Origin of the sequence: Sinorhizobium sp. B11, from assembly GCA_039725955.1 — a bacterium.
Lineage (GTDB): Bacteria > Pseudomonadota > Alphaproteobacteria > Rhizobiales > Rhizobiaceae > Rhizobium.
Genome location: CP091034.1, coordinates 1,324,704 through 1,338,774, shown reverse-complemented (window position 1 = coordinate 1,338,774; position 14,071 = coordinate 1,324,704). Strand labels below are relative to the sequence as shown.

Below are 14,071 nucleotides of genomic sequence, written 5' to 3'. Positions count from 1 at the left end.
CCGGTTTTGGCGTCGCTTACAACTGAATTATGTCAAATGCCGGGGAGGCTTCAGTCCTTTTTCCAGTCCTTGAGCGCTGCGAATGCAGAGGGCTTTCGGTCATTTTCGCCCGTGTCTTCGATATGGCCATCGAACTCCACGCCTTGCTTGCGTGGATAGGGATCGATGGCGAGCGCTGCGAATTCCGCGACGATCTCACCGGCATCGATCGTATCACCGGTAAAGGTTTCCGGCAGGTCGGGACCGTCGGGGTCCAGCACCATCTCGCCGGCATCATTGGCGGGATGGCGGGCGAGCCTGGAATTTTCCGGCACGAAGATCTGTTCGAAGCTCTCGTCGATTGCAGATTCGACCGGCTCGAGGGTGACCACGCAGGCCTGTACGATCTTAGCCTGCACGCGTCCCTTGACACGTATGCCGTCACGCTTCCACCTGTTGATCTGCAGGTCGGCGCGGAGACTGTCCACCGACACGACGTTCCAGCTTTCGGCCAGCGCCTTCAACTCGTCCTTGTCGGCAGTCACGCGCACTTCGACGGGATTGGCGGAGATGTGGCCAACCTTGACCGGATAGGAAAATGGAACCTCGCTCAGATCTTTCTTCATGATTCTGCTCCTCAAGCGAACCCAGGAATCGTTGCCGAACCGGTGGCAATCGCCTCCTCGGGAATGGCAGACAGATGGGCTTCCGCCGCCATCATCCAGTGCGCCAGCCCGCTCATGTCGGCAGGTTCGGCGGCTTCGGGATAGATATTGCGCTGAAGTGCTGCGGAAAGAGCGGCGGCATCGCCTACATCCATAGTTTTCGAATAGGCTTCGAGCCGGCCATAGAACATGCCTGCGAGCTTCTTCATGCGCTTTGGAACGCTGTTGTCGCCGATGCCGAGTTCCCGGATCGAATAGTCGATATCCTGAAAGAAGGCATCGACGATTTCCTGGGCAATCTCCTGGCCGCTCGTGTTGGACGTGCGGGTGCGACGGAAGAACAGGATCATGGCAATCGACAGCATCTCGAAGCGGCCCATGACGGTATCGGGGACATTCAGCCGCTCATAGAGCTCGGGCATGCGGGCGGCAGCCGTAAGAGCCGCGTACTGCCGCTCGACGATAGCCTGGTTACTGTTTCTCTTACCGAAGAGCCCGAGGATCATTTGTTTTTTTCCGGAAATGCCGCATTCTTGGCGCCCAGCGGCACCGGGCCTTGTTGCATGATTTCGAAAGCTGGTTTACCGAAGCAGGCGCGAATTGCAATGCTGTTCGTGACCGGTTTCGGGACAGGGGCGCTCCGGTGCACAAAGAGGCGGGATCGAATGAATTCCACCCCGGAATGGCCACAATGGTTTTGCAGGAGGAAGCACGCAGTGTCCGGAATGGCTGCTATCGATACTCAAGGGAGTAGATGTCGTTGAAGAAACGGTATTTCAAGTCAGACATGAAATTCTTCAGTAATGCAGCCATTGCCGTCATAATCGCCTCCACCACCGCCCTATCGGGTTGCCAGACGAGCACAGTGCTTAACGGTGGCTATATCGTCGACCAGCAGTCGCTGGCGCTGGTTCCGGAGGGTTCCAGCCGCGAACAGGTGCTTCTGTCACTTGGCACACCGTCCACGACAGCAACCTTCGACGGGGAAGTCTTCTATTATATCTCCCAGCGCCGCCAGCGCTCGATGGCGTACCAGAAGCTGCGCGTCACCGAGCAGAGTATTCTTGCCATCTATTTCGACAAGGACGGCGTCGTTTCCCGCCGCGCCAATTACACCCTGCAGGACGGCAAGGTGTTCGACACGATTTCGCGCGTTACGCCGACCGGCGGTCGCGAACTCACCTTCCTTCAGCAAATGCTGTCCGGCGGCAGCGCGGCGAATGCGGCCAAGAGCCTGTTCGGTGGCGGCGCCGGCGGTACGCCGCAGAACCCGTCCAGCCTGCGATAAGGCAAGCTGTCTTCCATATGAAAAACCCGCCGGAGCGATCCGGCGGGTTTTTTGTTTTGTTGGCTTACGCGTCCTAGTGCGCAAGAATCGCCAGCAGCAGCAACGCCACGATGTTGGTGATCTTGATCGCAGGGTTGACGGCGGGACCGGCCGTATCCTTGTAGGGGTCGCCGACGGTATCCCCCGTCACCGATGCCTTGTGCGCATCCGAGCCCTTCATGTGACGGACACCATCCTTGTCGACAAAGCCGTCTTCGAAGCTCTTCTTGGCATTGTCCCATGCGCCGCCGCCCGAGGTCATCGAGATTGCGACGAAAAGGCCATTGATGATGACGCCGAGCAGCGATGCGCCAAGTGCTGCAAAGGCAGACGCCTTGGAACCGGAGATGATGAGCACGCCGAAATAGACGACGACGGGCGCCAGCACCGGCAGCAGCGACGGAATGATCATTTCGCGGATCGCGGCCTTGGTCAGAAGATCGACGGCGCGGCCGTAATCCGGCTTTTCCGTGCCTTGCATGATGCCCGGCTTTTCACGGAACTGCTTGCGCACTTCCTCGACGATCGCGCCGGCGGCACGGCCGACAGCGGTCATGGCGATGCCGCCGAAAAGATAGGGAATCAGGCCGCCGAACAGGAGACCGGCGACGACATAGGGGTTCGACAGATCGAAGGAGATCGGACCGATATTCTGGAAATACGGGTACTGATCCGGATGCGCGGCAAAATACTGCAGGTCGTTCGCATAGGCCGCGAAGAGCACCAGCGCACCGAGGCCGGCCGAGCCGATCGCATAACCCTTGGTGACGGCCTTCGTCGTGTTGCCGACGGCATCGAGCGCGTCGGTGGACTTGCGCACTTCCGGCGGCAGATGGGACATTTCGGCGATGCCGCCGGCATTGTCCGTAACCGGGCCGAAGGCATCGAGCGCCACGATCATGCCGGCGAGGCCGAGCATGGCGGTAACCGCGATGCCGGTGCCGAACAGGCCTCCGAGCTGATAGGTGGCAAGAATGCCGCCGACGATGACGATTGCCGGCAGCGCCGTCGATTCCAGGGATACTGCGAGGCCCTGAATGACGTTGGTACCGTGGCCGGTTACCGATGCCTGGGCGATCGAGACGACCGGGCGCTTGCCTGTGCCGGTATAAAATTCGGTGATCACGACGATCAGCGCGGTAACCACGAGACCGACGAGACCGCACACGAAGAGCCTTGTGCCCGTCACGTCAAAGCCGGCGACCTGGCCGAGCGAACCCCAGCCAACGGTCAGCGAAGTCGCGGCACCGAGACCGATGATCGACAGAAGCCCTGTCACGATCAGGCCCTTGTACAGCGCGCCCATGATCGAGCCGTTCGGGCCGAGCTTGACGAAGAAGGTGCCGATGATCGAGGTGATGATGCAAGCGCCGCAGATTGCCAGCGGATAAATCATCGCCGACGGCAGGATGGGCGCACCGGCAAAGAAGATTGCCGCCAGAACCATCGTTGCGACGACGGAGACTGCGTAGGTTTCAAAGAGGTCGGCTGCCATGCCGGCGCAATCGCCGACATTGTCGCCGACGTTGTCGGCAATGGTTGCCGGGTTGCGCGGATCGTCTTCCGGAATGCCGGCCTCTACCTTGCCGACGAGATCGCCGCCGACATCGGCGCCCTTCGTAAAGATGCCGCCGCCGAGACGGGCGAAGATCGAGATCAGCGACGCGCCGAAGCCGAGCGCCACGAGCGAGTCGATGACCTCACGCGAGCCGGGCTCGTGTCCGAGCACGATTGTCAGCACGTAATAATAAATGGAGACGCCGAGCAGCGCGAGGCCGGCGACCAGCATGCCGGTGATCGCACCCGACTTGAAGGCAATGTCCAGGCCTGCCTTGAGGCTTGCGGATGCTGCCTGGGCGGTGCGCACATTGGCGCGGACGGAGACGTGCATACCGATGAAGCCGGCAGCACCCGAGAGGACGGCGCCGATCAGGAACCCGATCGCGGCCGTGGCGGAAAGGAGCAGCCATGCTGCAATGAAAACAACAATGCCTACGATGGCAATGGTTCTATACTGACGCGTCAGATAGGCCTGGGCGCCCTCGCGGATATAGCCCGCGATCTCCTGCATGCGGCTGTTGCCCTGATCGGCAGCAAGCACCGACCGGGTTGCCCAGATGGCATAAACCACCGAGAGCAGGCCACATGCGATTACCAATAAAAGAATGGTCATTCGCTCTTTCCTCCCATAAGCCGGAGCTCACTCCTTCTCCGGCGACGAATGCTGCTGAATCGACTCCTCTCCATAGAAACGCTCAACAGGCGAGCGGAGATTGCGTGGTCGATAACGTCGCGTCAAGACTGCAAAACTTCAAAAGCCTTGCAGTACCGCAGAAAGGATGGGAGGGGTTGTTTGGCGGCTAAGTGCCTACTTCTTCTGGTCGCCGCGCACTTGCTTGGCGATGCGGTCCAGAACGGCATTGACGAGCTTCGGCTCATCGTCGTCGAAGAAGGCACGGGCGATCTCGACATACTCGGTGACGATGACGGCGACCGGCACGTCCTTGCGGTCGACGAGTTCGAAAACGCCGGCGCGCAGGATGGCGCGGACGGTGCTGTCGAGACGCGACAGCGCCCAATCGTCCTGCAGGGCAGACGCGATCAGCGGGTCGAGGCGAAGCTGGTCGCGCACGACGCCTGAGACGATCGAGCGAAACCAGCCGGCATCCGCTTTCAGATAGGTTTCACCGTCAAGTTCCTGGCCGAGACGATGCGCCTCGTATTCGGCCACGATTTCCAGAACGCCGGTGCCGCCGATATCCATCTGATAAAGCGCCTGCACAGCCGCGAGGCGCGCGGCGCCCCGCTGATTGGCTGCCTTGACCGGTCGTTCGGTATTTTCGTCAGTCATTCTTTATGCACCCAGCTTCTTCTTCAGCTCGATCATCGTGAGAGCTGCGCGGGCGGCAAAACCGCCCTTGTCCTTATCCGAACGGCGCGCACGCGCCCATGCTTGTTCATCATTCTCGACGGTCAGGATGCCGTTGCCGATGGCCAGAGACTCGCTCACGGCGAGATCCATCAGGGCACGCGAGGACTCGTTCGAGACGATGTCGAAATGGTAGGTCTCGCCGCGGATGACCATGCCGAGGGCGACGAAACCGTCGTACTGCGTGCCGTCATTATCCGCGCCATCGAGCGCCATGGCAATCGCCGCCGGAATTTCCAGCGCGCCGGGCACGGTGACAACGTTGTAAGTGGCGCCAGCCTCTTCCAACGCGAAAGTCGCGCCTTCCAGAAGAGCATCGGCCATGTCGTCATAGAAGCGTGCTTCGACGATCAAAATATGGGGAGCGGTCTCTTTCGGCATGGGTCACCTTCAGTTGGCGGGGCATTTTCCACTCAGGCAGGCCGCGGTCAAAACATGCCTTCGAGCGAATGGCAAGCAAATTCGGGCGGCGCTCTCGGAGGAAAGACAAAATATCTGCAATGGGATAGCTGGACCCGTCTTTATCAGACGCTACGGCGCCAAATCCACGCTTAGCCAGGCAGCTGAAAAGTGGCAAAACCAAGGCAGGTTTCGTGAACAATTTGTAATTGCTTTTCAGTGGCTTAAGTCATTGAAAGATCAATGCTGCAACGCCAAATCTTAGTCGTAACCAGACGATCCCTGTAGACAGCCGACCGTCGCGGTAGACGAAAGGATACCATCATGAACCGCGTTGCTAAAATCGCCATTGCCGCAACTTTCTCGTCCCTTGCATTCGCCGGCGTTAGCCGGGCTGAAAGCCTAGGGATGAATACTGCAGCGGGTATCGAGCAGACGCTTCGCAGCTTCCACGGCAATGACTTCAACGTCGAGCCCGTCTATAACTGGCACCACCTCGACGACGAAATGACCGGCCCGCGATCTGCCCCTCAGCGCTCGCAAAGCGCTGTCCACGCCATTCAGGCTTCCATCGACGCCAACAAGTCGCTGGCACACCAGCTCAACAATGATGGTGTCAATATCCGCAATGTCGTGAACGCCGAACAGGCAGCCGACGGCAGCATTACGTTCTACGTTCGCTGAGGCTGCCGACTTGGCAGGCGAGTATGGGCGGTTATCTCCTCGCCGCCCATACCGTCATTGACGAAATCACTGTTGCATTTTCCGCCGGATAGGATTGTCTTCTCGCCAAAGCGGAGGACTCTATGGCGACGAATGCGAAACCGGTCATCAACACGGCCGATCTGTCCCTCGAACACTGGACGAGGGGAAGCCTCTTCGAAAGCCGCGATACGTCTTTCGGAAAGGATCTTGGGCTTGCCAATCTCGGCATAAGCTACAGTGAAGTACCATCAGGCAAATCCGGCTGCCCTTTCCACAACCACCATGTGGAAGACGAACTTTTCTACATCATCGAGGGCACAGGCGAATATCGCTTCGGCGACCAGCGCCACCCAATCAAAAAGGGCGATGTACTGGGCGCTCCCTCGGGCGGGCCGGAAACTGCCCATCAGATCATCAATACCGGATCAACGCCGCTCATCTATCTTGGCCTGTCGACCAAGGCGAAGACCGAGATCTGCGAATATCCCGATTCCGGCAAGTTCCTCGCCAAGACCAACCGCGACGGCAGCTCCTTCGACCATATCGGCAGGGGAGAGAACGCTCTGGACTACTGGGATGGAGAGCCCGGATTCTGATATCAGCTCCGTCATCGCAACTTCATTTCAGAGCAGCATTTTCATGACCGATATTCCGACACTTGAAACCGGGCGGCTCATTCTGCGTCCGCATCGGCGCGACGATTTCGACGCGCATTTCGAACTCTGGCGCGACGAGGATGTGGTGCGCTTCATCAGCGGCGTGCCCTCCACCCGCGAGCAGAGCTGGGCGCGGCTGCTGCGGATTGCCGGCATGTGGCACTACATGGGATTCGGTTTCTTCGCGATCGAGGAAAAGGAAAGCGGCCGCTTCATCGGCGAAGCGGGTTTCCTGGAGGCCAAGCGAGATATGCAGCCCTCGATCGAAGGGACGATGGAGGTGGGCTGGGCACTGATGCCCTCAGTCCACGGCAAGGGCTACGCCACCGAGGCACTGAAGGCGATCATCAGCTGGGGCGAAGCACAATTTCCGGCACGGCCGATGACCTGCATTATCAGCCCGGACAATATATCATCGCTGAAGGTCGCCGAAAAACTCGGTTTCAAGGAAATGGCGCGGGCGGACTATAACGGCCCGATCATTCAGTTTTCGCGCTAGGAAACTCGGCAAGCCGGGCCGCATAACGGGCCATCGTATCGACCTCGAAATTGACGAAGTCACCAGCCCTGCGTTCGCCCCAGGTCGTGACCTCCAGGGTATGGCGGATCAGCAGCACATCAAAATCCGTGCCGTCGACGGCATTGACGGTCAGTGATGTGCCGTCGAGTGCAATCGAGCCCTTGGGCGCCACAAATTTCGCGAGATGGACCGGCGCACGCAGGCGGAAGCGGGTCGCATCGCCCTCCTCCGTCACCGACAGGATTTCAGCCTTGCCATCGACATGGCCTGACACGATATGGCCACCAAGCTCGTCGCCGATCTTCAGCGAACGCTCGAGATTGATGTGGCTGCCCGCCTGCCAGCTGGATACGGTGGTCAGGCGCAGTGCCTCTTCCCATGCCTCCACCTCGAACCAGCGGCCGTTGCTGCCCTCCTGCGGCAGACCCGTTACCGTGAGGCAGATGCCCGAATGCGAGATCGATGCGCCCATATCGATGGTCGTCGGATCGTAATTCGTCGCGACACGGAGCTTAATGCCTTCCTTCAACGGCGAAACGGATTCGATCGTGCCGACATCAGTGACAATTCCGGTGAACATCAATTCTCTCTTTCGTATTCGTCCAGGCGGTCCGCGCCGAATATGTAAGTGCCTCTGTGGGCGAAACCGGATGGTATGTCGGTTGCCTGCAGCGGGGATTCAATACCGCCCTCGCCGATGACGACAGGCGCCTGATAGAGCTGAATGCGATCAACGAGACCGGTTTGGAGGAAAAGCTTCGCGGTCTTAGCGCCGCCTTCCACCAGAAGCGAGGAGATGCCGCGGGTGGCGAGGGCCGGCAAGAGGATTTCCGGGTGGTAAGGATTGCAGTAGAGAACCTCGACGCCGGCTGCTTCGAGCGCACTACGGCGAGCATCCATGTCGGCGGCATCAGCGCTGTCGCCCTCTGGCTCGCCGGGCATGAGAAGAGCGGCGATCGCTTGGGGCGCAGGGGGAATTCCTTCCGCATCTGCCTGCAGCGGCGACATGACTTCATTCGCAACCACAATGACCGGCACGTCGCGCGCCGTCTCGACCAGCTTGCTATCCAGCGGCAACGCCAGAGTGGGATCGAGCACGATGCGGATAGGCGAATGTGCCTCAAGGCCCGGTGTGCGCACAGTCAGCAAGGGATCGTCAGCGACCGCCGTGCCAATACCGACGAGGATGGCATCGGTCTCGGCGCGCAGCGCCTGTACCTGGGCGCGCGCCTCCGGCCCGGTGATCGCCACCTGCCCTACCCCCTCACGGCCGATCATGCCATCGGCGGAAACCGCAAGTTTGAGAGTCACATAGGGGCGGTTCTTCGTCTGGCGGGTGAGATATCCAGCGAGCGATTGCCTTCCTTCTGCCTCCAGCACGCCTGTCGTCACCTCGATACCGGCATCGCGCAGCATGGAAATACCGCGGCCGGATACCCTGATATCGGGATCGGTCACGCTGATGACGACGCGCCCGACGCCATAGGCGATCAGCGCGTTGGCGCACGGCGGCGTCTTGCCGTGATGCGAGCAGGGTTCGAGCGTGACATAGGCGGTTGCACCGCGGGCAAGTTCACCGGCTTCGGCGAGCGCCTGGGGCTCGGCATGCGGGCGACCGCCAAGTGCCGTCACGGCGCGGCCGACGATCGCGCCGTCGCGAACGATGACACAGCCGACGGATGGATTGGTGGACGTCTGGCCCGTGTGCCATCGCGACAGCCGGATCGCGGCTGCCATGAAGCGTTCGTCCTCAGGCCGCGCGATCCCCTCGCCCATGGTCATGCGTCCAGCGGATCGCGGGCGATCTTGGCGTTGAGCTCTGCGATCAGCTTTTCGAAATCCTCGGCATGCGAGAAATCCCGATAGACCGAGGCGTAGCGCACGAAGCCGACATCATCGAGGCCCTTTAACGCTTCCAGGACCTGCAGGCCGATCTGTTCGGAAGAGATTTCCGTCTCGCCCGAGCTTTCCAGCCGGCGCACGATACCGGAGACAGCACGCTCGATACGGTCGCGATCGACGGGCCGCTTGCGTAGCGCCACATCGAAGGACCTAACCAGCTTGTCACGATCGAAGGGAACCTTTCGGCCGGTCTTCTTCGTAACCATCAGCTCGCGCAGCTGCACGCGCTCGAAGGTCGTGAAGCGGCCGCCGCAATCAGGACAGATACGGCGCCGGCGGATGGAGGTGTTATCCTCCGCCGGTCGTGAATCCTTGACCTGCGTATCTTCCGAACCGCAATAGGGGCAGCGCATGCCTTCTCCTTCAGCATCGGCCCGAAAATCGGAATCGATTTTCGGAAAGCCTGATGCGTAGATTCAAAGAGTTAGAGCGTCCTTTGTGCGCCCGAACGGGCGCACGGCGCTCTAGCCCATGTAATCATACATGGGGAAGCGATCGGTCAGATTCACCACCTTGCCGCGGACGGCAGCCTCGACGGCAGCATTGCCCTCGTCGGAATTGGCGACCTTCAGGCCATCAAGAACCTCGACGATGAGGTTACCGATCTCGCGGAATTCCGCTTCCTTGAAGCCGCGCGTCGTGCCGGCCGGGGCGCCGAGGCGCACGCCAGAGGTGACGAAGGGCTTTTCAGGGTCAAACGGGATGCCGTTCTTGTTGCAGGTGATGTAGGCGCGTCCGAGTGCGGCTTCCGCACGCTTGCCGGTGGCATTCTTCTTGCGCAAGTCGACCAGCATCAGGTGGTTGTCGGTGCCGCCGGAGACGACGTCGAGGCCGCCTGCGACAAGCGTTTCGGCCAGCGCCTTGGCGTTCTTGACGATCTGCGCCGCATAATCCTTGAATTCCGGCTGCAGGGCTTCGCCGAAGGCAACAGCCTTGGCGGCGATGATGTGCATCAGCGGACCGCCCTGGAGACCCGGGAAGACGGCCGAATTGAACTTCTTGGCCAGATCCTCGTCATTCGTCAGGATGACGCCGCCGCGCGGGCCGCGGAGCGACTTGTGGGTCGTGGTCGTCGCAACATGGCAGTGCGGGAACGGCGACGGATGCACGCCACCGGCAACGAGACCGGCGATGTGGGCCATGTCGACCATCAGGTAGGCGCCAACCGAGTCGGCGATCTCGCGGAAACGCTTCCAGTCCCAGATGCGGGAATAGGCAGTGCCGCCGGCGATAATGAGCTTCGGCTTGTGTTCTTTCGCCTTGCGCTCGACGTCGTCCATATCGAGCAGGTTGTCGCCTTCGCGCACGCCGTAGGACACGACGTTGAACCACTTGCCGGACATGTTGACCGGCGAACCATGTGTCAGGTGACCGCCCGAGTTCAGGTCGAGGCCCATGAACGTATCACCCGGCTGCAGCAGCGCCAGGAATACTGCCTGGTTCATCTGCGAACCGGAATTCGGCTGAACGTTGGCGAAGTTCACGCCGAAAAGCTTCTTGGCGCGCTCAATCGCCAGTTCCTCGGCGATATCGACGAACTGGCAGCCACCGTAGTAGCGCTTGCCCGGATAACCCTCGGCATATTTGTTGGTCATGATGGAGCCCTGGGCTTCCAGAACGGCACGGGAAACGATGTTCTCGGATGCGATCAGTTCGATCTCATGCCGCTGACGACCGAGTTCCTTTCCGATCGCGCCGAAGATTTCCGGATCGACGTCTGCAAGAGAGCGATTGAAGAAGGATTCGGTGGAAGCATTGGTCATTGGCGGGCTCCTTCACTGGAATGCGGAAGGTATTAGCGCCCCGCCGATGCGAGGGCAATACGAAGAACGACATTTGCTGGGCTAAGCGCGCGGGGCGAACACTTTGCGTGGAGTCCGGCCTCGCTGAAATGAAAAAAGCCGCGCAACGGCGCGGCTTTCGTGAATTTAGTGAGCCGGACTTACTGTACCGGCTGCTCCATGCCCGAAGTGGTGTCCAGCGCCAGTTCGGCATTGCCGTCCATCTCGTAGATGTCGTCGCGGAACTGGACGACGCCGTCGGGCATGCCCCAGGCCGAGATATAGACGAAGTAAACAGGCACTTCGGTCGCGAGCTTGATCGGCGTGTTGGTGCCGCTGGCGATGACCTGTTCCATCTGCTGGCGGTTCCAGCCGGGCGTTTCACGCAGCAGCCAGTTCGACAGGTCGCGGACGTTCTGGACGCGCACGCAGCCGGACGATTCAAAGCGCATGAGCTTGTTGAACAGGCCCTGCTGCGGCGTGTCGTGCATATACTCGCCGTTCTTGTTGTAGAAGTTGATCTTCGTGGACGCCATGGCGTTGATCTTGCCCGGGTCCTGACGGAACATCAGGTTCGGCGCCTCACCGTTCCAGTCGACGGTCTCGGGAGCGACTTCGTTGCCCTTGCCGTCGATCAGGCGGATGGCATTCTTTTCGAGATAGGTCGGATCCTTGCGCATCAGCGGCACGATGTCCTTCTCGACGATGGAGCGGGGTGCCGTCCAGTACGGATTGAGAATGACCTCGTAAACCTTCGAGTTGACGAGATGCGTCGGGCGGCTCAGGCGGCCGACAACCGCGGTATGGCGCGTCGCAACGCTGCCGTCTTCAACGGCTTCCACATAGGCGGCCGGAATGTTGACCATCAGGTGGCGACGGCCGAGATCTTCCGGGAAAGTCTGCAGGCGGATGAGGTTGGTGTTCAACTGCTGCAGGCGCACATCAGCCGGAATGTTCATCGCCTTCAGCGTGAATTCGCCGAGCACACCATCGGCTGGCAGGCCGTGACGGGCCTGGAAGCGCTTGACGGCACCATCGACATAAGAATCGAAAGCATTGGAAAGACCAGCCTCACGCGGCAGGTCGCCGGTGATTGCCAGACGCTGGCGCAGGGCCTGGACGGTGGGGGAGCTGACGCCGAGCTGCAGGCGCTGGTCGCCCGGATTGACTTCGGGCCAGCCGCCGGCGGACGCGATCTGCTGATATTGCATGATCGCCTGCTGCGTGCTCGGCACCGACTGCGGGCTGAGGATCGGGGTATTGGAAAGGACGGCCGTCGCCGTGCGCGAGGCAGCCTTGGCGTCGAACTGGTCGTCCCAGTTGCCGCGCTTCGGGGCATTCAGGAGCCCATCAAGCGCCGATTGCGCGAATGCGGGTGCGGCAAGCGCGCTGGCACCAACCGTTGCCGCCGACGCCAGGAAGGCGCGGCGTGAGAGAGCTTCAATTCCGTTCTTTTTAGACATTCGTCCCAACCACTCAATGCCACGGTGGAGGAAGCCGCGGCCCTTTGCGATATCCTGCGCCTTAACGCAGATCCCTATCCGTTCGTTCTTCCGGCGCAGCAGGAAATTCCGCCAGTCCCATCACAAGATTGCGAGCAACCTGGATGGTGCCAATGGTCCGTCGAGGACGCCGGCTATCGAATATTCCGCTGTCACATCAATATGGCCAATTCGTGTTGCCGGGCCGGAAGACAGACTGCCGGTTGCCGGAAACCGACGCAACGCACCAAATGACGGGTAAACCGTGAGGGTTAATAACGACTAAAAAACGGCTTGAATACGGGGCTTTTCGCTTGGCTGGAGTGCGTTGCAAAGATGCCACGCAGGGGCGAGCGGATGTCTTTGAGCGTTATCAAGGTGTCCGGTCGTGCCAAAGGCCGACACGCTTCCGTCTGATCGACAGCAGGCCTTTGACACAACGGCAGAAAAGCGCCTCGCGGAGGGAAACCGCGTGCGCTTAAGTTGCCGATGGAGGTCGGAAATCGCCGGCGTTCAAGTGGCGAGCGATCCACGCCACCTGTGCCATCTCGTGCCCCGTTTAGGCGGCCAACGCCGGCCAGGGCATTCTGGTGTTCATACCTGGGGACAGATCGTAATCTTCTTACAGACGATAAAGGATCTGATCGTTCCAGAAGCGATCCAGCCGCTGCAGGAGCTTGTTCATCTGCGTAAACTCGTCGGTGCCGATGCCGCCGACCTTGTCGATCGAGGCGATGTGGCGTTCGTAGAGCCGGGCCACCGTTTCGGCGATGTCCTGGCCGGTTTCGGTCAGGCTGATGCGGACCGAGCGGCGGTCGATGCGCGAGCGCTGGTGGTTGATGAAGCCGAGGTCGACCAGCTTCTTGACGTTGTAGGAAACGTTCGAGCCGAGATAGTAGCCGCGGGAGCGCAGCTCGCCGGCAGTGAGTTCGGAGTTGCCGATGTTGAAAAGGAGCAGCGCCTGGATGGCGTTGACGTCGCTGCGGCCCTGACGGTCGAACTCGTCCTTGATGACGTCGAGAAGACGGCGATGAAGACGTTCAACAAGATGAAGGGATTCCATGTAAAGATCACGGATGCCCTGCTCGTGTGCATGGAAAGTCGATGCCGCCTGCGGCTTGATTTTCGTGTTCATTTGACTGCCTCACTGTTTTGTTTGGCGGTGTCGTTTTCTTCCCGCCTTGAGTGAGACCCTATCGAATACATATAAAATTCGACTTAAACCGCAGGCTTAACAGAGACTTACGAAAACCCCTTGATGTATCAGGGTAAATCAACGCTTACCTGACGACGCTGCCGGCGCCGCTCCAGCCACAGGGAAAGCCTGAAAATCCAGTAGATGACGGCCACGATCACATGAAGCAGGATGATCAGCCGGTTGGCCCCGAAGATCTGCGGCAGCAGGCCGTACATGAGGATCTGGCCGCCTGCGGCCAGCACCCAGATGACCGGCCCCCAGGAAACGGTGAGCCAGAGGCCGAGCGAGGCAACCGGGAAAAGAACGGCAAGGCTGGTGCTTGCGACCTTCCATGGCAGGCTCAAGAGATCGAAGCGGCCGGCGCCGACCAGCGAGTAACCGACGAGCATCGCCCAATACTGAAGACCGAACCAGAAGCAGGAAACGGCGACGAGCCGCAGGAAGAAGATGAAGAGGATATCCGTCAGCGTCCGTTTCGGCATCGTCGGAGAATCGGTTTCCATGGGCGAGACATCACACTCAATGTTAC

At 60.1% G+C, this 14,071-nt stretch carries 16 protein-coding genes; 4 read left to right on the top strand and 12 right to left on the bottom strand.

Going from position 1 to position 14,071, the window contains the following annotated elements:
• Positions 1–50 precede the first annotated feature (50 nt).
• Positions 51–605 (bottom strand): DUF177 domain-containing protein, encoded by a 555-nt coding sequence (locus LVY75_16420; GenBank protein ID XAZ24780.1) that lies wholly within the window; start codon positions 603–605, stop codon positions 51–53.
• A gap of 11 nt (positions 606–616) precedes the next feature.
• Entirely contained in the window at positions 617–1,150 is a 534-nt protein-coding gene (locus tag LVY75_16415) for a ubiquinol-cytochrome C chaperone (protein XAZ24779.1), read from the bottom strand.
• A gap of 248 nt (positions 1,151–1,398) precedes the next feature.
• On the opposite strand from LVY75_16415, the gene LVY75_16410 reads away from it, so the two are divergent.
• Entirely contained in the window at positions 1,399–1,932 is a 534-nt protein-coding gene (locus tag LVY75_16410; protein ID XAZ24778.1) for an outer membrane protein assembly factor BamE, read from the top strand.
• 73 nt (positions 1,933–2,005) lie between these two features.
• Here LVY75_16410 and LVY75_16405 read toward each other — a convergent pair whose 3' ends face one another.
• The 3 genes from LVY75_16405 to LVY75_16395 all read right to left on the bottom strand — a co-directional run bounded on the left by LVY75_16405 (position 2,006) and on the right by LVY75_16395 (position 5,281).
• Positions 2,006–4,144, bottom strand: coding sequence for a sodium-translocating pyrophosphatase (locus tag LVY75_16405; GenBank protein ID XAZ24777.1), 2,139 nt, complete (start codon positions 4,142–4,144; stop codon positions 2,006–2,008).
• Positions 4,145–4,339: 195 nt separating this feature from the next.
• A complete protein-coding gene (gene nusB / locus LVY75_16400; protein XAZ24776.1) occupies positions 4,340–4,822 on the bottom strand; it encodes a transcription antitermination factor NusB in 483 nt (160 codons plus the stop codon).
• A gap of 3 nt (positions 4,823–4,825) precedes the next feature.
• Positions 4,826–5,281 (bottom strand): 6,7-dimethyl-8-ribityllumazine synthase, encoded by a 456-nt coding sequence (locus LVY75_16395; GenBank protein ID XAZ24775.1) that lies wholly within the window; start codon positions 5,279–5,281, stop codon positions 4,826–4,828.
• Positions 5,282–5,623: 342 nt separating this feature from the next.
• Here LVY75_16395 and LVY75_16390 point away from each other — a divergent pair, with 342 nt between their 5' ends.
• The 3 genes from LVY75_16390 to LVY75_16380 all read left to right on the top strand — a co-directional run bounded on the left by LVY75_16390 (position 5,624) and on the right by LVY75_16380 (position 7,159).
• Positions 5,624–5,983 carry a hypothetical protein gene (locus LVY75_16390; GenBank protein ID XAZ24774.1) on the top strand — a complete coding sequence of 120 codons (360 nt, stop codon included), beginning with the start codon at positions 5,624–5,626 and terminating at the stop codon, positions 5,981–5,983.
• Positions 5,984–6,105: 122 nt separating this feature from the next.
• Positions 6,106–6,600 (top strand): cupin domain-containing protein, encoded by a 495-nt coding sequence (locus tag LVY75_16385; GenBank protein XAZ24773.1) that lies wholly within the window; start codon positions 6,106–6,108, stop codon positions 6,598–6,600.
• A 43-nt stretch (positions 6,601–6,643) separates the two neighbouring features.
• Positions 6,644–7,159, top strand: a complete 516-nt coding sequence (locus tag LVY75_16380; GenBank protein ID XAZ24772.1) for a GNAT family N-acetyltransferase — start codon at positions 6,644–6,646, stop codon at positions 7,157–7,159.
• Here LVY75_16380 and LVY75_16375 read toward each other — a convergent pair.
• From LVY75_16375 to LVY75_16345, 7 genes are all read right to left on the bottom strand, one after another.
• On the bottom strand, positions 7,140–7,760 hold the full coding sequence (locus tag LVY75_16375) for a riboflavin synthase (GenBank protein XAZ24771.1): 621 nt from the start codon (positions 7,758–7,760) through the stop codon (positions 7,140–7,142). The two genes, LVY75_16380 and LVY75_16375, sit on opposite strands and share 20 nt — an antisense overlap.
• Positions 7,760–8,956, bottom strand: a complete 1,197-nt coding sequence (gene ribD / locus LVY75_16370; GenBank protein ID XAZ24770.1) for a bifunctional diaminohydroxyphosphoribosylaminopyrimidine deaminase/5-amino-6-(5-phosphoribosylamino)uracil reductase RibD — start codon at positions 8,954–8,956, stop codon at positions 7,760–7,762. The genes LVY75_16375 and ribD overlap by 1 nt, the downstream gene beginning before the upstream one ends.
• Before the next feature lie 2 nt (positions 8,957–8,958).
• A complete protein-coding gene (gene nrdR, locus LVY75_16365; GenBank protein XAZ24769.1) occupies positions 8,959–9,435 on the bottom strand; it encodes a transcriptional regulator NrdR in 477 nt (158 codons plus the stop codon).
• A 111-nt stretch (positions 9,436–9,546) separates the two neighbouring features.
• The gene (locus tag LVY75_16360) at positions 9,547–10,845 is read right to left on the bottom strand and encodes a serine hydroxymethyltransferase (GenBank protein XAZ24768.1); all 1,299 of its coding nucleotides are present in this window, start codon (positions 10,843–10,845) and stop codon (positions 9,547–9,549) included.
• Between the two features lie 179 nt (positions 10,846–11,024).
• Positions 11,025–12,326 carry a L,D-transpeptidase family protein gene (locus LVY75_16355; protein XAZ24767.1) on the bottom strand — a complete coding sequence of 434 codons (1,302 nt, stop codon included), beginning with the start codon at positions 12,324–12,326 and terminating at the stop codon, positions 11,025–11,027.
• Positions 12,327–12,966: 640 nt separating this feature from the next.
• A complete protein-coding gene (locus LVY75_16350) occupies positions 12,967–13,479 on the bottom strand; it encodes a MarR family winged helix-turn-helix transcriptional regulator (GenBank protein XAZ24766.1) in 513 nt (170 codons plus the stop codon).
• 128 nt (positions 13,480–13,607) lie between these two features.
• Positions 13,608–14,045, bottom strand: coding sequence for a DUF6163 family protein (locus tag LVY75_16345; GenBank protein ID XAZ24765.1), 438 nt, complete (start codon positions 14,043–14,045; stop codon positions 13,608–13,610).
• Between the last annotated feature and the right edge of the window lie 26 nt (positions 14,046–14,071).